At 54.9% G+C, this 22,937-nt stretch carries 22 protein-coding genes, 1 tRNA gene and 1 pseudogene; 8 read left to right on the top strand and 16 right to left on the bottom strand.

Annotation, left to right across the window (positions count from 1 at the left end):
• The first annotated feature begins 2 nt into the window (after positions 1–2).
• The 3 genes and pseudogenes from HV340_RS04245 to HV340_RS04235 form a co-directional block, all read left to right on the top strand.
• The gene (locus HV340_RS04245; protein WP_181216542.1) at positions 3–242 is read left to right on the top strand and encodes a DUF4060 family protein; all 240 of its coding nucleotides are present in this window, start codon (positions 3–5) and stop codon (positions 240–242) included.
• Positions 243–283: 41 nt separating this feature from the next.
• Positions 284–631, top strand: coding sequence for a helix-turn-helix domain-containing protein (locus HV340_RS04240; RefSeq protein WP_072011928.1), 348 nt, complete (start codon positions 284–286; stop codon positions 629–631).
• Positions 514–1,605, top strand: a pseudogene (locus HV340_RS04235) (site-specific integrase); the annotation flags it as partial. The gene HV340_RS04240 and the pseudogene HV340_RS04235, both read left to right, overlap by 118 nt.
• A gap of 80 nt (positions 1,606–1,685) precedes the next feature.
• Here HV340_RS04235 and HV340_RS04230 read toward each other — a convergent pair.
• The 3 genes from HV340_RS04230 to proB all read right to left on the bottom strand — a co-directional run bounded on the left by HV340_RS04230 (position 1,686) and on the right by proB (position 4,241).
• Positions 1,686–1,761: transfer RNA gene (locus HV340_RS04230), tRNA-Thr, on the bottom strand.
• A gap of 111 nt (positions 1,762–1,872) precedes the next feature.
• A complete protein-coding gene (gene proA / locus HV340_RS04225) occupies positions 1,873–3,126 on the bottom strand; it encodes a glutamate-5-semialdehyde dehydrogenase (protein ID WP_181216303.1) in 1,254 nt (417 codons plus the stop codon).
• Between the two features lie 11 nt (positions 3,127–3,137).
• On the bottom strand, positions 3,138–4,241 hold the full coding sequence (gene proB, locus HV340_RS04220) for a glutamate 5-kinase (RefSeq protein ID WP_020882782.1): 1,104 nt from the start codon (positions 4,239–4,241) through the stop codon (positions 3,138–3,140).
• A 305-nt stretch (positions 4,242–4,546) separates the two neighbouring features.
• Between proB and phoE the strand changes: the two genes are divergently transcribed.
• Positions 4,547–5,599 (top strand): phosphoporin PhoE, encoded by a 1,053-nt coding sequence (phoE, locus tag HV340_RS04215; RefSeq protein WP_014168769.1) that lies wholly within the window; start codon positions 4,547–4,549, stop codon positions 5,597–5,599.
• Between the two features lie 114 nt (positions 5,600–5,713).
• Here phoE and crl read toward each other — a convergent pair whose 3' ends face one another.
• The 3 genes from crl to gpt all read right to left on the bottom strand — a co-directional run bounded on the left by crl (position 5,714) and on the right by gpt (position 7,981).
• On the bottom strand, positions 5,714–6,115 hold the full coding sequence (gene crl, locus HV340_RS04210) for a sigma factor-binding protein Crl (protein WP_020882784.1): 402 nt from the start codon (positions 6,113–6,115) through the stop codon (positions 5,714–5,716).
• Between the two features lie 57 nt (positions 6,116–6,172).
• A complete protein-coding gene (gene frsA, locus HV340_RS04205; protein WP_014168767.1) occupies positions 6,173–7,417 on the bottom strand; it encodes an esterase FrsA in 1,245 nt (414 codons plus the stop codon).
• 105 nt (positions 7,418–7,522) lie between these two features.
• The gene (gene gpt, locus HV340_RS04200; RefSeq protein WP_010427903.1) at positions 7,523–7,981 is read right to left on the bottom strand and encodes a xanthine phosphoribosyltransferase; all 459 of its coding nucleotides are present in this window, start codon (positions 7,979–7,981) and stop codon (positions 7,523–7,525) included.
• Between the two features lie 260 nt (positions 7,982–8,241).
• Here gpt and pepD point away from each other — a divergent pair, with 260 nt between their 5' ends.
• Positions 8,242–9,699, top strand: coding sequence for a cytosol nonspecific dipeptidase (gene pepD / locus HV340_RS04195; protein ID WP_181216302.1), 1,458 nt, complete (start codon positions 8,242–8,244; stop codon positions 9,697–9,699).
• 54 nt (positions 9,700–9,753) lie between these two features.
• Here pepD and dinB read toward each other — a convergent pair whose 3' ends face one another.
• From dinB to HV340_RS04155, 8 genes are all read right to left on the bottom strand, one after another.
• A complete protein-coding gene (gene dinB, locus HV340_RS04190; RefSeq protein ID WP_181216301.1) occupies positions 9,754–10,812 on the bottom strand; it encodes a DNA polymerase IV in 1,059 nt (352 codons plus the stop codon).
• A 101-nt stretch (positions 10,813–10,913) separates the two neighbouring features.
• A complete protein-coding gene (gene nqrM / locus HV340_RS04185; protein ID WP_181216300.1) occupies positions 10,914–11,117 on the bottom strand; it encodes a (Na+)-NQR maturation NqrM in 204 nt (67 codons plus the stop codon).
• Positions 11,117–12,340 (bottom strand): NADH:ubiquinone reductase (Na(+)-transporting) subunit F, encoded by a 1,224-nt coding sequence (gene nqrF / locus HV340_RS04180; protein ID WP_020882788.1) that lies wholly within the window; start codon positions 12,338–12,340, stop codon positions 11,117–11,119. Before nqrF ends, nqrM begins: the two co-directional genes overlap by 1 nt.
• A 10-nt stretch (positions 12,341–12,350) precedes the next feature.
• Positions 12,351–12,947, bottom strand: coding sequence for an NADH:ubiquinone reductase (Na(+)-transporting) subunit E (gene nqrE, locus HV340_RS04175; RefSeq protein WP_014168762.1), 597 nt, complete (start codon positions 12,945–12,947; stop codon positions 12,351–12,353).
• 6 nt (positions 12,948–12,953) lie between these two features.
• Positions 12,954–13,592, bottom strand: coding sequence for an NADH:ubiquinone reductase (Na(+)-transporting) subunit D (locus HV340_RS04170; protein WP_181216299.1), 639 nt, complete (start codon positions 13,590–13,592; stop codon positions 12,954–12,956).
• Positions 13,585–14,379 carry a Na(+)-translocating NADH-quinone reductase subunit C gene (locus HV340_RS04165; protein WP_020882789.1) on the bottom strand — a complete coding sequence of 265 codons (795 nt, stop codon included), beginning with the start codon at positions 14,377–14,379 and terminating at the stop codon, positions 13,585–13,587. The genes HV340_RS04170 and HV340_RS04165 overlap by 8 nt, the downstream gene beginning before the upstream one ends.
• Complete coding sequence (locus HV340_RS04160; RefSeq protein ID WP_063925441.1) at positions 14,372–15,607, bottom strand: NADH:ubiquinone reductase (Na(+)-transporting) subunit B; 1,236 nt, start codon at positions 15,605–15,607, stop codon at positions 14,372–14,374. The genes HV340_RS04165 and HV340_RS04160 overlap by 8 nt, the downstream gene beginning before the upstream one ends.
• Before the next feature lie 3 nt (positions 15,608–15,610).
• On the bottom strand, positions 15,611–16,954 hold the full coding sequence (locus HV340_RS04155; RefSeq protein ID WP_049022690.1) for a Na(+)-translocating NADH-quinone reductase subunit A: 1,344 nt from the start codon (positions 16,952–16,954) through the stop codon (positions 15,611–15,613).
• 298 nt (positions 16,955–17,252) lie between these two features.
• Between HV340_RS04155 and dpaA the strand changes: the two genes are divergently transcribed.
• Positions 17,253–17,993, top strand: coding sequence for a peptidoglycan meso-diaminopimelic acid protein amidase (gene dpaA, locus HV340_RS04150; RefSeq protein WP_014168757.1), 741 nt, complete (start codon positions 17,253–17,255; stop codon positions 17,991–17,993).
• Here the strand turns inward: dpaA and HV340_RS04145 are convergent.
• Together HV340_RS04145 and lpcA are read right to left on the bottom strand one after the other, a co-directional pair.
• Positions 17,964–18,731 carry a class II glutamine amidotransferase gene (locus tag HV340_RS04145; protein WP_059306442.1) on the bottom strand — a complete coding sequence of 256 codons (768 nt, stop codon included), beginning with the start codon at positions 18,729–18,731 and terminating at the stop codon, positions 17,964–17,966. The genes dpaA and HV340_RS04145 overlap by 30 nt on opposite strands.
• A 46-nt stretch (positions 18,732–18,777) precedes the next feature.
• Positions 18,778–19,356, bottom strand: a complete 579-nt coding sequence (gene lpcA / locus HV340_RS04140) for a D-sedoheptulose 7-phosphate isomerase (RefSeq protein WP_014168755.1) — start codon at positions 19,354–19,356, stop codon at positions 18,778–18,780.
• 239 nt (positions 19,357–19,595) lie between these two features.
• Here lpcA and fadE point away from each other — a divergent pair, with 239 nt between their 5' ends.
• The gene (gene fadE, locus HV340_RS04135) at positions 19,596–22,040 is read left to right on the top strand and encodes an acyl-CoA dehydrogenase FadE (RefSeq protein WP_014168754.1); all 2,445 of its coding nucleotides are present in this window, start codon (positions 19,596–19,598) and stop codon (positions 22,038–22,040) included.
• A gap of 108 nt (positions 22,041–22,148) precedes the next feature.
• Entirely contained in the window at positions 22,149–22,919 is a 771-nt protein-coding gene (locus HV340_RS04130) for an amidohydrolase (protein ID WP_014168753.1), read from the top strand.
• Positions 22,920–22,937 lie beyond the last annotated feature (18 nt).

Genomic DNA, 22,937 nt, shown 5'->3' with positions numbered 1-22,937 from the left:
TGATGAAGCTGATTAATCGCAGTAAGCAATCACCTATCGGTCGCCGCGCTTGCGATGTTGCGCTGGCGGCGCACCACGCAAAATATGGCGATTATGGCAGGCAGAAACACCAGACAAATTACACCGTTGAGGTTGATGGTATGAAGGTCACTGTCGAAGTCGTCAACCGGGCCACCAGCTATGTCGCCACAGCAATGATCGGCATTCGTAAACTTCGAAACCTGCCAGCACAGGCACACTGAATAGCAATTACGGCCCCGGCTGGGGCCACTGGAGAACATCGATGGACGAAGAAGTATTTACCAGAGATGAGGCCGCCGCCTTCCTTAAAGTGGATAAAGGCACGATTGCCCAGTGGATAAAGTCCGGTCGCCTAGCTGCTACCCGAAAAAATCCACATAAGAAAAAAAGCCCATACCTGATCTGTAAAACAGACTGTATTGCGGCAGTAAAGAACCCGATCCACAATCAACCCGTGAATGCGGTTGATGTGCAGGAGGATAAAGCATGTCAATCAAACAACGTGCCGGTACGTGGCACTGCGACTTCGTTACGCCTGGTGGAAGTCGAATTAGACGGTCTCTTGGGACAACGGACAAAAGGCAAGCGCAGGAGCTCTATGATCAGCTGAAAGCTGAAGCATGGCGAGTTGATAAGATGGGGGAGTTTAAGCCGCGAACGTTCGATGAAGCGTGCGTTCGCTGGCTTAACGAAAAGCAGCACAAGAAAAGCCTGGACGATGACAAAAGCCGGATCGGATTCTGGAGGATGCACTTCAAGGGAATGGACCTGTCAGCAATCACGGAAGACAGGATCTTGTCTGCGGTGAGTTCGATGGTTAATCGCAAGCATCGAATGAACTGGGAAGCTAAGCGCGATAGCCTGCTGCGAAGAGGGAAGCCGGTTCCCGAATTTAAGGACAAACCAGCGGCGGCGGCCACCAAGGCGACGCACCTTGCTTTCATCCGGGCGCTGTTACGATGCGCGGCCAACGAATGGCGATGGATAGCCAAAGCGCCGAACATCAAATGCCCGGTGCCGAAAAATAAGCGTATTCGCTGGCTAACCAAAGAGGAAGCGGCAAACCTGATTCGGGAACTTCCCGAGCATATGAAGCCAGTTGTTATTTTTGCACTGGCGACGGGGCTGCGCAGGTCGAACATCACAGATCTGGAGTGGTCGCAAATTGACATGCAGAGGAAGGTCGCGTGGATTCACCCCGAGGACGCGAAAGCAGGAAGGGCGATTGGGGTCGCCCTGAACGAATCAGCCTGTAAGGTGCTGCGGGATCAGCTGGGGAAACATAACCGGTGGGTCTTTGTTCACACTGAATCATCCGTTCGCCCGGATGGAACGAGAACAAAGGCGGTGCGCAAAATGCGGTCTGATGCTAACACGGCATGGCGCGCAGCGTTAAGGCGGGCGGGAATAGAAAATTTCCGCTTCCATGACCTGCGGCACACCTGGGCGAGCTGGCTTGTACAGTCCGGCGTGCCACTCAGTGCGCTACAGGAAATGGGCGGGTGGGAAAGTATCGAGATGGTGCAGCGTTATGCACATCTGGCACCGAATCACCTGACGCAACATGCCATGCAAATCGACTCATTCCTGGCGGGGAATGGCACAAATATGGCACAAGGCGCTTTTGCTGAACTGGTGAATATTGCGTGAACCCGCGTGGTTAGTGGTGCCGATAAGAGGAGTCGAACCTCCGACCTTCGCATTACGAATGCGCTGCTCTACCAACTGAGCTATATCGGCCCTGAAAGGCCGGTTACGAGCGTAACCACGGGGCAAAAGGTTAGATCTAACCGGGTGATGCGTCAATGCCCTTTTGAATCAAACGGCTATTTTTGCATCACCCGTGATTATTTACGCACGAATCGTATCATCACCGAAGCCGATCCACTTGTAGGTGGTCAGTGCTTCCAGGCCCATCGGGCCTCTTGCATGCAGTTTTTGCGTGCTGACAGCAACTTCTGCGCCCAGGCCGAACTGACCGCCGTCGGTGAAGCGGGTTGAGGCATTCACGTACACGGCGGAGGAGTCCACCTCATTCACAAAGCGATCGGCATTGCGCAGGGTACGCGTCAGAATTGCATCCGAGTGCTGGGTACCATGTTCACGGATGTGAGCAATGGCATCGTCAAGGCTCGCAACCACCTTCACGTTCAAATCCAGCGACAAAAACTCGTCGTCGTACTGTTCCGCTTTCACCGGTATCACCGTCGCCGGGCCGTCTTTCAGCAGTGCCAGCGCGTTGGCATCCGCGTGCAGCGTCACGCCGCTTTCGGCCATCTGTTTGCTCAGCGCAGGCAGGAAGGTGTTGGCGATGCCCTGATGCACCAGCAGCGTTTCAACCGTATTACAGGTGCTTGGACGCTGGGTTTTGGCATTGACGATAATCTTCAGCGCCGGTTCAATCTCGGCACTGTCATCGACCACGATATGGCACACGCCGATACCGCCCGTGATCACAGGAATGGTCGACTGCTCACGGCACAGCTTGTGCAGGCCCGCGCCACCGCGTGGGATCAGCATGTCGATGTATTTATCCATGCGCAGCATCTCGTTCACCAGCGCACGGTCCGGGCTCTCGATTGCCTGTACGGCACCTGCCGGCAGGCCACACTCTTCCAGCGCCTGCTGGATAACGTTTACGGTCGCGGCGTTGGTACGCCAGGTCTCTTTCCCGCCACGCAGAATGGCGGCGTTGCCGGTCTTCAGGCACAGGGAAGCAACATCAACCGTAACGTTGGGACGGGCTTCATAGATCACACCAATCACGCCCAGCGGCACGCGACGACGCTCAAGGCGCAGCCCACTGTCGAGCAGCCCACCATCAATGACCTGACCTACCGGATCGGCAAGATTGCAGACCTGGCGGACATCGTCAGCGATGCCTTTCAGACGTGCCGGGGTCAGCGCCAGGCGGTCGAGCATTGCTTCGCTCAGGCCATTGCGACGCGCTTCCAGCAGATCCTGCTCGTTGGCGAGCAGAATTTCCTGCGACTGCGATTCCAGATAATCAGCGATTTTTTCCAGCACGCGGTTTTTCTCGCGGCTGGAAAGGAGCGCCAGTTTGTAAGAGGCGGCCTTCGCGGCTGCGCCCATTTGTTCCAGCATTTTCTGGCTCCTTAACGAATAATCATGTCATCACGATGCACGGCAACCGGGCCATATTCATAGCCCAAAATGGCGTCGATCTGCTGTGAATGGTGACCCGCAATACGGCGCAGGGCATCGCTGTTGTAGCGGCTTACGCCGTGGGCGATGTCACGACCTTCGAGATTACGGATACGGATCACTTCACCACGTGAGAAGTTGCCTGTCACGCTTTTAATTCCTTTAGGAAGTAATGAGCTCCCTCTTTCCAGAATTGCGGCGGTCGCCCCTTCATCAACGGTGAGTTCGCCTGCCGGCGGTGCGCCAAAGATCCAGCGTTTACGGTTCTCCAGCGGGGAGGCCTGCGCGTGGAAGCGGGTTCCCACGGAGATGCCTTCCATCACGTCGCCAATCACGCCTGGACGGCTGCCCGCGGCAATGATGGTGTCGATACCGGCACGGCATGCCACGTCAGCAGCCTGCAGCTTGGTCCCCATCCCGCCGGTCCCGAGGCCTGAAACGCTGTCACCTGCGATGGCGCGTAGCGCATCGTCGATACCGTGTACATCGGTAATCAGTTCAGCATCTGGATTTGAACGCGGGTCGGCGGTGAAGAGCCCCTGCTGGTCTGTCAGGAGCAGTAATTTATCAGCGCCTGCCAGAATCGCGGCCAGCGCCGAGAGGTTATCGTTATCACCCACTTTGATTTCAGCGGTGGCAACGGCATCGTTTTCGTTAATGACGGGAACGATGTTGTTATCCAGCAGCGCACGCAGCGTATCGCGCGCGTTCAGGAAACGCTCCCGGTCTTCCATATCCGCACGCGTCAGCAGCATCTGCCCGACGTGGATGCCATAGATAGAAAACAGCTGTTCCCAGAGTTGAATGAGTCGGCTTTGTCCCACGGCGGCCAGCAGCTGTTTCGAGGCGATCGTCGCGGGGAGTTCGGGGTAACCCAGGTGTTCACGCCCGGCGGCAATCGCCCCGGAGGTCACAATTACAATACGATGCCCTGCGGCATGCAACTGAGCGCACTGACGTACAAGCTCAACAATGTGGGCGCGATTAAGGCGGCGCGATCCGCCTGTTAAAACACTGGTACCGAGTTTTACCACCAGCGTCTGGCTGTCACTCATGATTCTCTGCCGTTCAACGATAAGGGAAAATGATGTCAAACGAACGTTTTAACAGGTGTCAGCCCCGTTGCCAACTGCCTTAGCACATCGCGAAACACTTTGTTGCGCGGGATCAGGAAGCGTAGCGGCAAAATTTGACAGTTTTATTACCGAAATAATAAATCACAGTTTTTTAAAATTATTCTTAATTTGTCATAAAAGTTTCATTGCGTAACGTTAAAACCCTTTCTGTTTTTTCACGGGACTTAAGCATGAGCTTATCGTCCAGCGAATTTTTTTAGCGCGTTTATAAGACAGGATCGAAAATGAAAAAGAGCACACTGGCATTAGTGGTAATGGGCGTTGTGGCTTCCGCATCTGTACACGCAGCCGAAGTTTATAATAAAAACGGTAATAAACTGGACGTATACGGCAAAGTTAAAGCAATGCACTACATCAGCGATGATGACACTAAAGATGGTGACCAGACTTACGTCCGTTTCGGTTTTAAAGGCGAAACACAGATTAACGATCAGCTGACGGGCTATGGCCGTTGGGAAGCTGAATTTGCCGGTAACAAAGCAGAAAGCGACTCTACACAGAAAACGCGTCTGGCGTTTGCTGGTCTGAAACTGAAAGACATTGGCTCTCTGGATTACGGTCGTAACCTGGGTGCGCTGTACGACGTTGAAGCCTGGACCGATATGTTCCCTGAGTTCGGCGGTGACTCTTCAGCCCAGACTGATAACTTCATGACCAAACGTGCGAGCGGTCTTGCCACCTACCGTAACACCGACTTCTTCGGTGCGGTTGATGGCCTGGATATGACCCTGCAGTATCAGGGCAAAAACGAAAACCGCGATGTCAAAAAACAGAACGGTGACGGTTTCGGTACCTCTCTGACCTATGACTTCGGTGGCAGCGACTTCGCCGTCAGCGGTGCCTACACCAACTCTGACCGTACTAACGCACAAAACCTGCTGACGCGCGGTGAAGGTAAAAAAGCGGAAGCATGGGCAACCGGTCTGAAATATGACGCTAACGATATTTACCTGGCTGCGATGTACTCTGAAACCCGCAATATGACCCCAATTTCGGGTGGTTTTGCGAATAAGGCTCAGAACTTTGAAGTTGTTGCACAATACCAGTTCGATTTCGGTCTGCGTCCGTCCCTGGGTTATGTCCAGTCTAAAGGCAAGGATATCGAAGGTGTGGGTGACGAAGATCTGGTGAAATACATCGACGTGGGCGCGACCTATTATTTCAACAAGAATATGTCAGCGTTTGTTGATTATAAAATCAACCAGATTGATGACGACAATAAACTGGGCGTGAGCAGCGATGACATCGTTGCTCTGGGTATGACCTATCAGTTCTGATATTGTTGAAATAAAAAATCCCGGCGCAGATGCCGGGATTTTTTTTGCCTGGAGGGGGTCGGGTTTACTGCCCTCACCCCATCCCTCGCGAAGAGAGAGGGAGAAATATCGCGATTACGCCGTCAGCTTAACCGCTTCGCTGGAAAAGTTATCCGCGGGTTCAAGCTTCAGATCCAGGGTGGCCAGCAGTGCTCTTGCCTTTTCGAGGTACTCTTTCAAAGTATGCTCCAGGCGGTCGATCACTTCCTGGTCTTTGATTGGGGCTGTTTGCCAGTAGCCGTCTTTATTAAACAGGCCGAACTGGTAGCTATACGTAAAACGTTTTTCTTCCGCTTCCATTTCCATCCACCAGCCCCAGAATTCACGTTTTTCGGGTGCAGGCTTCACGTTGACGCATACAGCCAGGCAGTCGAAAAAAAAGCGATTTTCTTCACACTGCTCTTCTCGAATATACGGGCCGAGAGCCATAAACTTCTTGATCAGTCTACTTTTCGGGTGTCCACTCGGTAACGTCATTGCGATCTCCTTTTGTGAAGCCACTGTTTTACCAAACCAGCAAAATTTAGCAATCTATTAACACAATCTCTGCGCGATCCAGCGTGTGATCTCTCTCAATGCTTTGTCAAAATTCTGGTACACCGGGCTGAACGGTACCTCAAGCAATTTGCCATCCGCAGATGACGAAGTGATTAAGCGTGACTCCTCTTCGGGACTGAAGGGATCGTTTTTCCAGTACCCTGACATCATCGGCGTAGGGCAACGCCGTCCCAGCAACCCCTGCGTTTTTAGCGAGTAACGATTGAGTTCAACGCGCAGCGCTTCGTCTGATGCATCATGCATGCCAAGGCGGCTGGCCAACACATCAAGGTACATTTCCGGCACGCGGCCCTGCCGGGTCGGATCGCTGAGCAGAGCGTGCACCACCGGGCCGAGACAGGCGACGGCCTTCAGGCGTGAAGCTTCAAGGTAAGCCAGACGTACGGCGACGTTGGCGCCAAAGCGGAAGCCAAATGCAGCAACACGCGTGTGGTCAACCCATGGAATGTTTTCCAGCGCTTTTAATGCATGCTGGTGCAGAAGACTCGAGTCCTGAGTCAGTTTCCATTTGGATGAAAAGCCAATTGAGGGCATATCCAGCGTCAGCATCGCGATCCCTTTTGGTGCGAAGTAACGCTCATACAGGCTGTAATAGTCGATTTGCAGTGAATCCAGCCCGCCGCACATCAGAACAGTCGGGAACGGGCCTTCGCCTTCTGGCATATGCAGGAACCCGGTGACGGGCGCGCCACCCGGGATGGTAAACTCCAGCTCGCGCATCCGGCCCGGTAAGCGTTGAGCGGCCTCTTCGTAGGCGCGATTCGCCAGCGCCTGAGCCTGCTCGGCCAGCTCATCACCTTTCAAATGGGGGTATGCGGCAATAGCATAGAGGTTGGCCGCATGCAGCCAGTGTTTGCCGCTGAGCGTGGCGTCCTCTTCCTGGCTGGCTTTTTGCTGCCAGAGCATCGCCTGTTTAGACCATTCGTAGATCCAGTTTCCCCCGCGATAACCCACGACCGTATCGTAGAGTTCACTGTCGGTGCGCTCGGCTTCGCTCATTACGATACGCGCCTGCACATCAAGGATTTCACGGGGATCAATACCGCGCCAGATCCACATCAGACGGTTAATCATGCGGTACCAGTGGGGCACGTTTTTACCGTCTAATGCAGACTGGACGGCAGGCATGGTCCCCGGATTAAACCGGCGCACCAGCGTCGACGTTTCAGGATGTTTGAAACGGGGTTTGAAGAGAGTCTCGGTGAGATTCGCCTGCGTCATTACGTTGCCTCCATGAATACGTCATATAGAGACCATTGTAACGCGCGTCAGACTAAAAAAAACAACGCCCGGTATCACCGGGCGTTAAATAAGTGCGTGAGAGAATTAACGACCAGAGATTGGCGGTACGAATACCACGCCCATATCCCATGGCTGTTCAATCCAGGTATCCTGAGGGATATCAATCACGTAATCGTCAACCAGCGGACGGCCTGCTGGCTTCGCGAAGATGGTGACGAAGTGGGCTTTTGGATACATTTCGCGGATAGCCACCGCGGTACCGCCGGTATCAACCAGGTCGTCGATAACGATGAAGCCTTCACCGTCGCCTTCCGCACGTTTCAGCACGGTCAGCTCACGCTGGTTGTCATGGTCATAGCTGGAGATGCATACGGTATCGACATGACGAATACCCAGCTCACGTGCCAGCAGCGCCCCCGGTACCAGACCGCCACGGCTGACGGCAATAATGCCTTTCCACTGTTCGGAAGGCATCAGACGCGCAGCCAGTTTGCGTGCGTGAATCTGCAACATGTCCCAGGTGACGACGTATTTTTCGCTCATGTGAAGTGTCCCAGCCTGTTTGTATACGGCTTAAAAAGTGTTCGAGGGGGAAATAGGTTGCGCGAGATTATAGAGATCTGACGCACTAAAAACCAGTGTTTAGCGCCCGGAGCCTGAGTTTTTACATGCTTTATGCTACCAGCCACCGGAGAAAGTGGTATTCTCAGTTGCATCTCGCAAGCCTGTCTTGTGGTAACTATTAACCTGCTAACCCTGTGACCTGCAACTCGCTTTGCAGGGCATCGACAAGGAGACTTATCGTGTCTGAACTGTCTCAATTATCTCCACAGCCACTGTGGGATATTTTTGCCAAAATCTGTTCCATTCCCCACCCTTCCTACCATGAAGAACAGCTTGCCGAACATATTATGGGCTGGGCGAAGGAAAAAGGTCTGCATGCTGAACGCGACCAGGTTGGCAACATTCTGATCCGCAAACCGGCGACCGCAGGCATGGAAAACCGTAAACCGGTTGTGCTGCAGGCGCACCTGGACATGGTTCCACAGAAAAACAACGACACCGTTCACGACTTCACCAAAGACCCTATACAGCCTTACATCGATGGCGACTGGGTGAAAGCGCGCGGCACGACCCTTGGTGCAGATAACGGCATTGGTATGGCGTCTGCTCTGGCCGTCCTGGCGGACGACAGCGTTGAACACGGTCCGCTGGAAGTGCTGCTGACCATGACGGAAGAAGCAGGCATGGACGGCGCGTTCGGTCTGCAGGCGAACTGGCTGCAGGCGGACATTCTGATCAACACCGACTCTGAAGAAGAGGGTGAGATCTACATGGGCTGCGCCGGCGGGATTGATTTCATCACGACCCTGCCACTGTCCCGCGAAGCGATCCCTTCTGGTTTCCAGACCTTCAAGCTGACGCTGAAAGGGCTGAAAGGCGGTCACTCCGGTGGTGATATTCACCTGGGTCTGGGCAACGCCAACAAACTGCTGGCACGCTTCCTGGCTGGCCACGCGGCTGAGCTGGATCTGCGTCTGGTGGATTTCAACGGTGGCACGCTGCGCAATGCCATTCCGCGTGAAGCCTTCACGACCGTGGCAGTACCCGCAGCTAAAGCTGACGAGCTGAAAAAGCTTTCCAGCGTATACCTGGATATCCTGAAAAACGAACTGTCAGCGAAAGAGAAGAACCTGACCGTGGTGCTGGAGTCCGTGACTACCGACAAAGCGGCACTGACCTCCCCGTCTCGTGACGCCTTCGTTCAGCTGCTGAACGCGACGCCAAACGGCGTAATTCGTAATTCAGACGTCGCGAAAGGCGTGGTTGAAACCTCCCTGAACGTGGGCGTGGTCACCATGAGTGATGACAGCGCGGAGATCATCTGCCTGATCCGCTCGCTTATCGACAGCGGTAAAGAGTATGTGGTGAGCATGCTGGAGTCTCTGGGTAAACTGGCGGGTGCGCACACCTCCGCAAAAGGTAGCTACCCAGGCTGGCAGCCGGATGCAAGTTCCCCGGTGATGGCGCTGGTGCGTGAAACTTACCAGCGTCTGTTCAACAGTACCCCGAACATTCAGGTGATCCACGCCGGTCTGGAGTGTGGTCTGTTCAAGAAACCGTATCCGAACATGGACATGGTGTCTATCGGGCCAACCATTACCGGTCCGCACTCGCCAGATGAGCAGGTTCATATTGAAAGCGTGGGTCATTACTGGACTCTGCTGACTGAACTGCTGAAAGCGATCCCTGCTAAGTAATTCGCCGTATGATGCCCGGTAGCACGTTGCCTGCCGGGCTGACAAATCCGCCTGCTATAACCCCAATACCAGCTGCCGCTCCAGTTGCGGGTCCAGCAGCGTCACGTGTAACCCCACCAGCCTCACTCCCCGCCCTGCCCGCCGCTCTTCCCAGGCTTTTCTCGCAGTGGCGATAAGATCGTCTTTATTCAGTCGCGGCCAGACATGCTCCTGCGTCGTCTGCTGGAAATCGTTAAACTTCAGCTTAACGCCCTGACGGGCAATCAGCAGATCGGGTTTTACTTTCGCTAACCGCCGCTCCAGTTCGGGATAAAGTTGGTCAGTGATAATGACTTCACACTCGGACCAGTCATGGATGTCTTCCATCAGCGTGCGTTCAACCCCGACCGATTTACGCAGCCGCTCATTGCTCACGCTGCGCTCATCAATTCCCTGACTGCGCTCCCACAGCACGCGACCAAACTTACCGAAACGCTTAAGCAGCATGGCCAGATCGCTTCGCTGTACATCTTCACAGGTCCGTAATCCCATACTTTCCAGCTTTGCAGCAGACACTTTCCCCACGCCGGGGATTTTGCCGAGCGGCAGCGTTTTTAAAAACGCCGGAACCTCTTCCGGAGTGATGACGTACTGACCATCGGGTTTATTCAAATCAGACGCTATTTTGGCGAGGAATTTCACCGGTGCGACGCCTGCGGAAGCGGTCAGATTGAGCTCGTTGAAGATAGTCCGGCGGATCTCCTGCGCCATTAACGTTGCGGAGCCGTGGCAGTGCAGGCTGTCAGTGACATCCAGGTAGGCTTCGTCCAGCGACAGAGGTTCAATCAGCGAGGTATAGCGAGAGAAGATCTCGCGGATATGCAGGGAGGCTTCTTTGTAGGCTTCAAATCGGCCGGGCAATAACGTGAGATGAGGGCACAGCTTTAGCGCCATGGCAGTTGGCATAGCGCTGCGCACGCCAAATTTGCGCGCAGGGTAGTTGGCGGTGCTGATCACACCGCGCTGGACACGGCTACCGCCAATCGCAATAGGTATATCCCGCAGCGCCGGATTGTCACGCATTTCCACTGCGGCAAAAAAGCAGTCCATATCGACATGGATAATTTTGCGCATAGTAAGCCCTCACTCATTACTGGATAAGTATACAGTAATGAAATGAGGATTGAGAAGTGTGTTTCCCCTCTCCTCCTGGAAGAGGGAAAACACCGGACTCACTACAGGATCCGCCGGGCCTCGCGCGCCATGCGTTTTTTACGGGCATCGCAGGGTTCGGGGCAGTCGCACACTTTTTCCATCCCGAGCGCGGAGATACCACCACAGCTGCCCTGAATGCTTTTACGCTTTATGATCCAGCCCAGAGACAAGCCGAGTACAACAAGCAAAAAAACCGCGAAAGTTGCCAGAAACGTCAGCATCATCACCCCCCGAAGTCATCCAGCAGGATGTTCTCATCTTCCACACCCAGATCTTTTAGCATCTTAATGACTGCAGCGTTCATCACTGGCGGCCCACACATGTAAAATTCGCAATCCTCTGGCGCAGGATGCTGCTTGAGGTAGTTTTCATAAAGCACGTTGTGGATGAACCCCGTGTGGCCGGTCCAGTTATCTTCCGGTTGCGGATCGGAGAGGGCCACATGGAAGGTGAAGTTTGGGTTTTCACGCGCCAGTTGCTCAAACTCATCATCATAGAACATCTCTCGCAGCGAGCGTGCCCCGTACCAGAAGCTGATTTTGCGCTTGCTTCCGAGGCGCTTGAGCTGGTCAAAAATGTGCGAACGCATCGGTGCCATGCCCGCGCCACCACCGATAAAGACCATTTCAGCCTCGGTCTCTTTAGCAAAGAACTCGCCAAACGGACCGGAGATGGTCACCTTATCTCCCGGTTTCAGGGACCAGATATACGACGACATGACGCCCGGGGGTGCATCAGGCACATTCGGCGGCGGCGTGGCGATACGCACGTTGAGCATAATGATGCCCTTCTCGTCCGGGTAGTTGGCCATTGAGTAGGCGCGAAGCGTCGGTTCTTTAACGTCAGACACAAAACGGAAAAGATTGAATTTGTCCCAGTCGGCACGGTACTCATCCGGAACGTCGAAGTCCGCATACGCCACGGTGTGATCCGGGCACTCAATCTGGATGTATCCCCCTGCCCGGAACGGAACATCTTCCCCTTCCGGCACGCGCAGCTTCAGCTCTTTAATGAAAGTCGCTTTGTTATCGTTAGAGATAACTTCACACTCCCATTTTTTGACCCCGAAGATCTCTTCCGGCAGCTCAATTTTCATGTCCTGGCGCACCGCGACCTGGCAGGCCAGACGGCAACCCTCTTTTGCCTCACGCTTCGTGATATGCGCCAGCTCAGTGGGCAGAATATCCCCTCCCCCCTCTTTCACCGTGACGCGGCACTGACCGCAGGAGCCACCGCCACCGCAGGCTGAGGAGACAAAGATCCCGTTGCCGGAGAGCGTATTGAGCAGTTTATCCCCCGCCGGCGTGCGGATCTGGTTTTGCGGCTCACCGTTGATATCAATCACCACGTCGCCGGAATTCACCAGCTTCGCGCGTGCCGCCAGAATCAGCCCTGACAACACCAGTACAATCAGCGTGAACATCACCACGCCAAGAATAATTTCCATCTGTTAGCCCTTATAGCTGCACACCGGAGAAGGACATAAAGCCCAGCGCCATCAGCCCGGTGGTGATAAAGGTGATCCCTAAGCCACGTAAACCCGCAGGCACATTGGCATATTTCATTTTTTCTCGGATCCCCGCCATGGTGACGATAGCCAGCATCCAGCCGATGCCGGAGCCGAAACCATACACAACGGATTCACTGAAGTTGTAATCACGCTGAACCATAAACGATACGCCACCAAAGATGGCGCAGTTCACCGCGATCAACGGCAGAAAAATCCCCAGCGCGTTGTATAGCGACGGGAAATACCTGTCGAGGATCATCTCCAGGATTTGTACCAGCGCCGCAATCACACCGATAAAGGTGATGAAGTTCAGGAAGCTGAGATCGACACCGTCTACCAGCGCACCGTCGCGCAGCACAAAGTTGTACACCAGGTTGTTAATCGGTACAGATAAGCCGAGCACCACCGTGACCGCAACACCCAGACCAAACGCCGTCGATACCTTTTTGGAAACGGCAAGAAACGTACACATGCCCAGGAAAAACGCGAGTGCCATGTTTTCAACAAACACCGCGCGCACAAATAAACTCAGGTAATGAGCCATCGTCGGTTACTCCTTTTCCTGCTGTTCTGGCTTCAGGGTACGAATCAGCCAGATCAGCAAACCGATAATGAAAAATGCGCTTGGGGCCAGCAGGAAGAGTCCGTTTGGCAGATACCAGCCGCCGTTTTGTACCGTGTCCAGCACCGTGACGCCAAACAGCTTACCGCTGCCGATCAGCTCGCGCAGGAACCCAACGGTCAGCAGGATAACGCCGTAACCGAGACCGTTACCGATCCCGTCCATAAAGCTCGCCAGCGGAGGCATTTTCATCGCATAAGCTTCGGCACGCCCCATCACGATGCAGTTGGTGATAATCAGGCCGACAAACACCGAGAGCTGTTTTGACGTTTCATACGCGAAAGCGCGCAATAGCTGATCGACCACGATCACCAGCGATGCGATGATCGCCATCTGCACAATGATCCTCACGCTATTCGGGATGTGGTGGCGGATCATGGAGATAAACATGCTGGAAAATGCCGTCACCAGCGTGACCGCGACGGTCATCACCAGCGCGGTTTCCAGTTTTGTCGTGACCGCCAGCGCCGAACAGACGCCCAGCACCTGTAAGGTAATAGGGTTATTCGCCAGTAGCGGGCCAATGAACACCTTTTTGACTTCTTTCAGTTCACCCGTATCAGCCATTGTTCAGCGCTCCTTCACGTACGTTTTTCAGGAAAGGACCAAAGCCCAGCTCGCCCATCCAGAAATCAAAACTGTGCTGCACCCCTTTTGACGTGAGCGTTGCCCCGGAAAGCCCATCTACGGCATATTCGTCCCCCGGACGCGCAGCCCCTTTCATCACCTTCAGGGCAGGCAGTCCGTTATCGTCGAGCACTTTCTTGCCGACAAACTGCGCGCGCCAGTTAGGGTTTTCAACCTCACCGCCGAGCCCCGGCGTTTCGCCCTGGTCATAATAGGTAATCCCTTTCACCGTGCGACCATCCGTATCGAGTGCCACAAAGGCGTACATCATCGACCACAGCCCGTTACCGTATATCGGCAGCACGACCTCCTGCACCCGCTTCTGCTCATCGCGCACAAGGTAAATTTCGGCGAGGTTACTGCGACGCTTGATGCCAGCGGGATCTTGCGATGCCTCCAGCGTCAGGCTCATCTCAGGGTCTTTCAGTGCCAGTGCCTGGTTAAATTTCGTCGGGTCTTTATCCAGCAACTGGCCGGTTTTTAAATCCACCAGACGCGCCGAAATGCGCTCCGCGAAGAGTTCAGCCACGTCGTCTGTACTCATCCCTTCCTGCATTAACCCGGCCACAGCCAGGATGTTGCGTTGTTTATCCAGCGCACGCTGCTCCTGTTGCCGTGGTTTTAATCCCACGGCAGAGCCAGCCACGACAATGGAACAGACCAGGCAAAGGACCAGCACCACCAGCAGCGTTTTGCCGATGCTGTCGTTATTTTTGCTTTCAGCCACGCGCTTTCCTCCGCTTAATGTTGGCGCGCACGACCAGATAGTCGAAGAGCGGCGCAAACAGATTGGCAAACAGAATGGCCAACATCATCCCTTCCGGATAAGCCGGGTTGACCACACGAATCAGGACACACATCGCACCAATGAGTACGCCATAGCTCCATTTACCTTTGTCGGTAAAGGACGCAGAGACAGGATCGGTAGCCATGAACATCATGCCGAAAGCGAACCCACCCAGCACCAGATGCCAGTACCAGGGCATGGAGAACATCGGGTTGGTGGCGGAACCGATGAAATTAAACATCGTGGCTGTTAACACCATGCCAATCATTACCCCTGCGACAATGCGCCACGACGCAACACGTCCGAAGAGAATGATGGCCCCACCGAGTAAAATCATCAGCGTGGAAACTTCCCCAACAGAGCCGGGAATGTTGCCAATAAAGGCATCCAGCCAGGTCACGGGTTGACCCGTGGCGTTGTTAACCAGCGTTTCGCCCCCGTGCGCGGCCCACTGTGAAAGCGGCGTCGCACCCGAGAACCCATCCGCGGCCGTCCACACCAGGTCGCCCGAGATTTGCGCCGGATACGCAAAGAACAGGAAAGCTCGCCCGGCCAGCGCCGGGTTGAGGAAGTTGCGCCCGGTGCCACCGAAGATCTCCTTGGCAATCACCACGCCAAAACTGATCCCCAGTGCCGCCTGCCAGAGCGGCAGCGTCGGTGGAACAATCAGGGCAAACAGAATCGATGTCACGAAGAAGCCTTCGTTGATCTCATGTTTGCGAATGATGGCGAACAGCACTTCCCAGAAGCCACCCACGATAAACACCGTGATGTAGATTGGCAGGAAGAATACGGCTCCCAGCGTCATCATGCTTATCCAGCCGGCATCGGCTGCAAAGCTGACGCCCAACGTCTGGGCCAGGCGGTAGTGCCAGTCCGACTGGATAACCTGAGCCAGCTGTGTGGCATCATATAAATGATGCAGCGCCGGAATGGTCTGCAGACCAACGTTGTACATACCCCAGAACATGGCCGGGAAGACCGCAAACCAGACCAGAATCATCATTCGTTTGAGGTCGATAGCATCGCGGACGTGTGCCGCCCCTTTTGTGACCAGCCCCGGCGTGTAGAAAATGGTCGCCGTTGCTTCATACAGCGGGTAGTACTTCCTGAGCTTCCCGTGCGTAAAGTGCGGCTCTATTTTTTCAAAGAGGTGTTTTAAGCCCATCAGTTATCCTTCCTGCTCAATGCGGGTTAACACCTCGCGCAATACCGGTCCATATTCGTATTTTCCCGGACAGACATAGGTACAGAGCGCCAGATCTTCTTCGTCAAGCTCGAGGCACCCCAGCGCCTGGGCACTGTCGGTGTCGCCGGCCAGCAGATCGCGCAGCAGCAGAGTTGGCAGAATATCCAGCGGCATAACGCGCTCGTAGTTGCCAATCGGAACCATGGCGCGCTCTCCGCCGTGGGTGCTGGTCGAGAAATTAAAGAGTTTGCGACGCAGGAAGTGCCCAAGGGTGGTGCGGGTCACGGAATACTTCTCAGCGCCCGGCAGAACCCAGCCGAACAGCTCTTTCTCGCGACCTTCCAGAACCACACTGACCTGCAGGTGGAAGCGCCCAAGATACGCCTGCGCGCCAGCCGCATGACGGCCACTGAGCACCGAGCCAGAAATCAGGCGGTTTTCACCCTCTTTCGTTTCACCGGCAAGCAGTTCATTAATGTCCGCACCCAGCAGCGTTTTCACCAGGCGTGGATTTGCTGCCTGTGGCCCGCCGAGGGCGATCACCCGTTCAGCGCACAGTTCACCGGCGGTAAAGAGCTTACCAATGGCAATCACGTCCTGATAATTCAGATGCCAGACCTGTTTCGTCAGGCTCACCGGCTCCAGGAAGTGGATATGCGTTCCGACTAACCCCGCCGGGTGCGGGCCTGCAAACGCATTAAACGTAACTTGCCCCTGCGGATGGCCCCCGAGTTTGCCGCCGCCCGCCTGACAGACGTGGACCTTCCCCGAGGTCAGACGGGTTAACACGGTTAGCCCGGCATCAAACGCGTTACGCTGCGCCAGAATAATGGGCTCCGGGTCCGCGCTGAGCGGGTTGGTATCAATGGCAGTGACGAAAATAGCGGCCGGAAGCGTATCCGGAACAGGCGATTTGCTGAAAGGTCGCGTGCGAAACGCCGTCCACAAGCCGGATGCCAGCAGTTGTGCCTGAACGGCTTCCCGGCTCAGGGCGGCGAGGTCTGCTGCGTCGAAACGGGAAAACTCACGTTGTTCGTCGCCTTCAATACGGATAACCACCGACTGCAGGACGCGACGTTCACCGCGATTGATTGCCACCACGGTACCGCTCGCGGGGGCCGTAAACATAACGCCAGGATTTTTTTTGTCCTCGAAGAGCGCCTGTCCTTTAATGACGCGATCGCCTTCCTGCACCAGCATTGAGGGACGCATTCCCAGGTAGTCGTCGCCCAAAATGGCGACATGGCGGACACTTGCGCCAGGCGAAACGTGCGGCTCGGGCACGCCTGCAATCGGCAGATCAAGTCCTTTTCTGATTTTAAACATGTGGTTAGCAAGCTTCCATGAACTTCAATCCAGAGGGGGCGAAGTGTACCATTTTCGCTGTTTTTCGGGCACCAAAACCTCGGTTGCAGGCGCTAAAGTGCGAGGTATTACGCAAAGTTCCTGGAGCCAACGCGATTTTGATGGTTTATAAAGTAAAACTAATTTGTAAACTCACCGTCCGGCTCTTGCGAAAATCTATGGCGGTGCTAATGTGAGCGCACCTAACAGAATAATCTGATTTCGGGTCTCTTTTGCCGTCCTGGCAATTTGGTCTTAGTTTTATCAAGGAACTAGTAGTATGCGTAAAATCGCATTGTTCATTGCGATGCTCCTGATTCCGTGCGTATCGTTTGCCGGGCTGCTCAGCAGCAATAGCTCAACCACGCCGGTCAGCAAAGAATATAAACAGCAGTTAATGGGATCACCGGTTTATATTCAAATCTTCAAGGAAGAACGCACACTCGATCTGTTTGTAAAAATGGGCGAGACATATCAGCTGCTTGATAGTTACAAGATTTGTAACTACTCCGGTGGTCTGGGGCCAAAACAGCGTCAGGGCGATTTCAAAAGTCCGGAAGGGTTTTACAACGTTCAGCGTAGCCAGCTAAAACCTGACAGCCGCTTTTATAAAGCCATTAACATTGGCTTCCCGAACGCCTATGACCGTGCCCACGGTTATGAAGGCAAATACCTGATGATCCACGGTGCATGCGTGTCTATCGGCTGTTATGCGATGACCGATACCGGCATTGATGAGATTTTCCAGTTTGTCACCGGCGCACTGGTCTTTGGTCAGCCGAACGTTCAGGTCAGCATCTACCCGTTCCGCATGACCGATGCCAACATGGCGCGTCACAAGTACTCCTACTACGCGGATTTCTGGAAACAGCTGAAACCGGGTTACGACTACTTTGAGCAGACGCACAAGCCGCCGGTTGTCTCGGTTGTCGATGGCCGCTATGTGGTCAGCAAGCCGCTGAGCCACGAAGTCGTCCAGCCGCAGCTGGCATCAAACTACTCGGTCCCCGAGACAAAATAAGACCCACTCGCCTGGCATAATCTTTTGCCAGGTTTCGTTGCCCGTCAGCGGCTGGGTCGCGATCACTGTGACCACATCATTCGGTGTGGTCTCTCGTTGAAAATCAATTTCCACATCCTGATCGAGCAGCTTGGCGACGCCAAACGGCGCGCGGCGCGTGATCCAGAACAGATTGGTCGAACAGAACGCCATCACATAACGCCCGTCAGACAGCAGCATGTTGAACACGCCCCTCTCACGCAGTTCTGATGCCAGCGACGCAATGTATTTGAAGACGGCGGTCATGTTGCCGGGCGTGCGCGGATAACGCTGCGTCAGCTTGTGCAGCAGCCAGCAAAACGCTTTTTCGCTGTCGGTCTCACCGACCGGACGGAAATTGCCCGTCTCCAGCGACTTATAGCCGGAGAGCTGGCCATTGTGCGCGTAGGTCCAGTGACGGCCCCACAGCTCGCGGGTGAACGGGTGGGTATTTTCCAGCGCCACTTCCCCACGGTTTGCCTGACGGATGTGGGCAATCACCGAGCGGGACTTAATGGGATAGTCCTGCACCAGTCTGGCAATCGGGGAATTAAAGCTGGGCTGGGGATCTTTGAATGTGCGACATCCTTTGCCTTCGTAGAAGGTAATGCCCCAGCCGTCTTTATGCGGCCCGGTGCCCCCGCCGCGCTGAACGAGCCCGGTGAAGCTAAAGCAGATATCGGTTGGCACATTGGCGCTCATCCCGAGCAATTCGCACATACATCACCTCCACAACAGCGGGGGCAATCATGCCCCCAGCGAAGTCTTACTTAACCATCTCTTTTTCGATCAGCTGGATCAGGATGTGGATCACTTTGATGTGAATTTCCTGAATACGGTCAGCATAACCGAAGTGTGGAACACGGATTTCGATATCCGCCGTACCGTCCATCTTACCGCCATCTTTACCGGTCAGGGTGATGACTTTCATCCCTTTTTCACGCGCTGCGGCAATCGCTTTGATCACGTTAGCCGAGTTTCCGGACGTCGAAATACCCAGCAGCACGTCACCTTCACGGCCCACGGCTTCAACGTAGCGAGAGAAGATATAGTCATAACCAAAATCGTTACTGACGCAGGAAATGTGGCTCACATCGGAAATCGCAATCGCCGGGTAGCCCGGACGGTTTTCACGATAACGCCCGGTCAGCTCTTCTGCAAAGTGCATCGCATCACAGTGGGAACCACCGTTACCACAGGAGAGCACTTTACCGCCGGCCTTGAAACTGTCGGCCAGCAGGACCGCTGCGCGCTGAATAGCGTGAATATTGGCATCATCTTTCAGAAAGTTAGCCAGCGTTTCCGCCGCTTCGTTCAGTTCGTTACGAATAAGATCCTGGTACATGAGGATAATCCTTCAGTATTGATGAAATAACACAGTGGAGTGTACCGGATAGCGGGAAAAGCGAGAAGCTAAAGCCATGCGAATCGTCTGGCGTTTTGCGTTTTCGTGCCGGCTTAAACCTGAACAATGTGAACCAGGTTGTAATTATTTTGTAAACACATTGCTAAAGGAAATAACATCAACTACAACCATATCATCACAAGTGGTCAGACCTCCTACAAGCAAGGGAGCTTTTCTTTATGATGATTTTGAGCATTCTCGCAACCGTTGTTCTGCTCGGTGTGCTGTTCTATCACCGGGTGAGTTTATTCCTGAGCAGTCTGATTCTGCTGGCCTGGACGGCTGCGCTTGGCGTCGCTGGCCTGTGGAATATCTGGCTTTTAGTCCCGCTGGCTATCATTCTTCTGCCGTTTAACTTTACGCCGATGCGTAAATCGATGATCTCCGCGCCGGTGTTCAAAGGCTTCCGCAAAGTGATGCCGCCCATGTCGCGTACGGAGAAAGAAGCGATTGATGCCGGTACCACCTGGTGGGAAGGAGACCTGTTCCAGGGCAACCCGGACTGGAAAAAGCTGCACAACTATCCGCAACCGCGTCTGACCGCTGAAGAACAGGCCTTTATTGATGGTCCGGTGGAAGAAGCGTGCCGCATGGCAAATGACTTCGCGATTACCCATGAAATGGCGGACCTGCCGCCAGAACTGTGGGCGTATCTGAAAGAACACCGCTTCTTCGCGATGATCATTAAGAAAGAGTACGGCGGTCTGGAGTTTTCCGCTTACGCTCAGGCCCGCGTCCTGCAAAAACTGGCAGGCGTTTCCGGGATCCTGGCGATCACCGTTGGCGTGCCGAACTCGTTAGGCCCGGGTGAACTGCTGCAACACTACGGTACCGAAGAGCAGAAAGATCACTACCTGCCGCGTCTGGCACGTGGCCAGGAAATTCCATGCTTCGCGCTGACCAGCCCGGAAGCGGGTTCCGATGCGGGTGCGATCCCGGATACCGGCGTCGTCTGCATGGGTGAATGGCAGGGTCAACAGGTGCTGGGTATGCGCCTGACCTGGAACAAACGTTATATTACGCTCGCCCCTATCGCGACCGTGCTGGGCCTGGCCTTTAAGCTCTCCGATCCGGAAAAACTGCTGGGCGGTGAAGAAGATCTGGGCATTACCTGTGCGCTGATCCCAACCTCCACCCCAGGCGTTGAAATTGGTCGTCGCCACTTCCCGCTGAACGTACCGTTCCAGAACGGCCCAACCCGCGGCAAGGATATCTTTGTACCGATTGACTACATCATCGGTGGTCCGAAAATGGCCGGTCAGGGCTGGCGCATGCTGGTGGAATGTCTGTCGGTTGGCCGCGGTATTACCCTGCCGTCGAACTCGACCGGTGGTTTGAAATCTGTCGCGATGGGGATTGGTGCATACGCCCATATCCGCCGTCAGTTCAAAATCTCTATCGGCAAGATGGAAGGGATCGAAGAGCCGCTGGCACGTATCGCAGGCAACGCCTACGTGATGGATGCTGCCGCCTCCCTGATTACCTACGGCATTATGCTGGGCGAAAAACCGGCCGTGCTGTCAGCTATCGTGAAGTATCACTGTACTCACCGCGCACAGCAGTCAATCATTGATGCAATGGATATCGCGGGCGGTAAAGGCATTATGCTCGGCGAGGGCAACTTCCTGGCGCGCGGCTACCAGGGCGCACCGATTGCCATCACCGTTGAAGGGGCAAACATCCTGACCCGCAGCATGATGATCTTCGGCCAGGGGGCAATCCGTTGCCATCCTTATGTGCTGGAAGAGATGGCCGCCGCGCAGAATAACGACGTGGATGCTTTCGACAAGCTGCTGTTCAAACATATCGGTCACGTGGGCAGTAATAAGGTGCGCAGCTTCTGGCTGGGTCTGACGCGCGGCCTTACCAGCGCCACGCCAACCGGTGATGCGACCAAGCGTTATTACCAGCATCTTAACCGCCTGAGCGCCAACCTCGCTCTGCTGTCAGATGTTTCTATGGCGGTGCTGGGCGGTAGCCTGAAGCGTCGTGAGCGTATCTCTGCCCGTCTGGGTGATGTGCTGAGCCAAATCTTCCTGGCCTCTGCGGTCCTGAAACGCTACGACGATGAAGGCCGTCAGGAAGCCGATCTGCCGCTGGTTCACTGGGGCGTTCAGGATGCGATGTATCAGGCGGAACAGGCCATTGACGATCTGCTGGCGAACTTCCCGAACCGCTTTGTTGCAGGCGCCCTTCGCGTGGTGATCTTCCCGACCGGTCGTCATCATCTGGCGCCGTCTGACAAACTGGATCACAAAGTGGCGAAGATCCTGCAGGTACCGAGCGCAACCCGTTCCCGTATCGGCCGCGGTCAGTATCTGGCTCCCACGCCGCATAACCCGGTTGGTCTGCTGGAAGAAGCGCTGCTGGACGTGATGGCTGCCGATCCCATCCACCAGAAGATCTGCAAACAGCTGGGCAAAAACCTGCCGTTCACCCGCCTGGATGAACTGGCGAAACAGGCCCTGACGGGCGGGATCATCAACAATGATGAAGCCGCTCTGCTGGTGAAAGCCGAAGAGAGCCGTCTGCGCAGCATTAACGTGGATGATTTCGACCCGGATGAGCTGGCGACACAGCCGGTAAAGCTCCCGGAGAAGGTCCGCAAACCTGAAGCTGCATAACGCGTTTCGCTTCTACAAACCCCGCCACGCGCGGGGTTTTTTATTGCCACATTTTCTCTTTATGTCGTGCTACAGTGTCAAAAAGTGGTCGTTTGAGGAGTCTGAATTGTGCCTGGTCTGAAGATTTCGATTTTGCAGCAACCTTTAGTGTGGATGGACGGCCCTGCCAACCTGCGCCACTTTGATCGTCAACTGGAAGGCATTACCGGGCGTGATGTGATTGTCCTGCCGGAGATGTTCACTACCGGCTTCGCCATGGAAGCGGCGCAACAGTCAATGCCACAGCAAGAGGTGGTCGCCTGGATGCACGCCAAAGCACAGCAAACCAATGCGCTGATTGCCGGCAGCGCTGCGCTGCAAACTGAACGCGGGCCGGTCAACCGCTTCCTGCTGGTCGAGCCGGAAGGGAAAGTGCATTTCTATGATAAACGCCACCTGTTCCGCATGGCAGATGAACATCATCACTATGAAGCGGGTGATGCGCGCGTGGTGTTCGAATGGCGCGGCTGGCGTATTCTGCCGCTGGTTTGCTACGACCTGCGCTTCCCGGTGTGGTCACGCAACCGCAACGATTACGACCTGGCGCTGTATGTCGCCAACTGGCCTGCCCCGCGCTCCCTGCACTGGCAGTCGCTGCTGGTCGCACGCGCCATTGAAAACCAGGCGTATGTGGTCGGCTGTAACCGCGTGGGGACCGATGGCAACGGGCATCATTATCGGGGGGATAGCCGGGTGGTGAACCCGCAGGGTGAAATTATTGCCACCGCCGAGCCGCATCAGGCAACGCGCATTGATGCTGAGTTGTCACTGACGGCCCTGAAGGAATATCGCGAGAAGTTTCCGGCCTGGCAGGATGCGGATCCGTTTAGCATTGGATAACGGTTTCCCCTCCCTCTC

Source organism: Enterobacter sp. RHBSTW-00975, from assembly GCF_013615235.1.
GTDB classification, from domain to species: Bacteria; Pseudomonadota; Gammaproteobacteria; order Enterobacterales; family Enterobacteriaceae; genus Enterobacter; species Enterobacter ludwigii.
The sequence above is the reverse complement of the archived record's forward strand: the minus strand, read 5'-3'. Positions and strand labels throughout refer to the sequence as shown.

Coding starts and splice junctions, on each gene's coding strand:
- dpaA (WP_014168757.1), top strand. CDS start 17,253: ATGCGTAAAATCGCATTGTTCATTGCGATGCTCCTGATTCCGTGCGTA.
- crl (WP_020882784.1), bottom strand. CDS start 6,115: ATGACGTTACCGAGTGGACACCCGAAAAGTAGACTGATCAAGAAGTTT.
- HV340_RS04170 (WP_181216299.1), bottom strand. CDS start 13,592: ATGGCTGATACGGGTGAACTGAAAGAAGTCAAAAAGGTGTTCATTGGC.
- dinB (WP_181216301.1), bottom strand. CDS start 10,812: ATGCGCAAAATTATCCATGTCGATATGGACTGCTTTTTTGCCGCAGTG.
- HV340_RS04155 (WP_049022690.1), bottom strand. CDS start 16,954: ATGTTTAAAATCAGAAAAGGACTTGATCTGCCGATTGCAGGCGTGCCC.
- proB (WP_020882782.1), bottom strand. CDS start 4,241: ATGAGTGACAGCCAGACGCTGGTGGTAAAACTCGGTACCAGTGTTTTA.
- gpt (WP_010427903.1), bottom strand. CDS start 7,981: ATGAGCGAAAAATACGTCGTCACCTGGGACATGTTGCAGATTCACGCA.
- nqrF (WP_020882788.1), bottom strand. CDS start 12,340: ATGGAAATTATTCTTGGCGTGGTGATGTTCACGCTGATTGTACTGGTG.
- HV340_RS04240 (WP_072011928.1), top strand. CDS start 284: ATGGACGAAGAAGTATTTACCAGAGATGAGGCCGCCGCCTTCCTTAAA.
- HV340_RS04245 (WP_181216542.1), top strand. CDS start 3: ATGAAGCTGATTAATCGCAGTAAGCAATCACCTATCGGTCGCCGCGCT.
- nqrM (WP_181216300.1), bottom strand. CDS start 11,117: ATGATGCTGACGTTTCTGGCAACTTTCGCGGTTTTTTTGCTTGTTGTA.
- fadE (WP_014168754.1), top strand. CDS start 19,596: ATGATGATTTTGAGCATTCTCGCAACCGTTGTTCTGCTCGGTGTGCTG.
- nqrE (WP_014168762.1), bottom strand. CDS start 12,947: ATGGCTCATTACCTGAGTTTATTTGTGCGCGCGGTGTTTGTTGAAAAC.
- phoE (WP_014168769.1), top strand. CDS start 4,547: ATGAAAAAGAGCACACTGGCATTAGTGGTAATGGGCGTTGTGGCTTCC.
- proA (WP_181216303.1), bottom strand. CDS start 3,126: ATGCTGGAACAAATGGGCGCAGCCGCGAAGGCCGCCTCTTACAAACTG.
- HV340_RS04145 (WP_059306442.1), bottom strand. CDS start 18,731: ATGTGCGAATTGCTCGGGATGAGCGCCAATGTGCCAACCGATATCTGC.
- frsA (WP_014168767.1), bottom strand. CDS start 7,417: ATGACGCAGGCGAATCTCACCGAGACTCTCTTCAAACCCCGTTTCAAA.
- lpcA (WP_014168755.1), bottom strand. CDS start 19,356: ATGTACCAGGATCTTATTCGTAACGAACTGAACGAAGCGGCGGAAACG.
- HV340_RS04160 (WP_063925441.1), bottom strand. CDS start 15,607: ATGGGCTTAAAACACCTCTTTGAAAAAATAGAGCCGCACTTTACGCAC.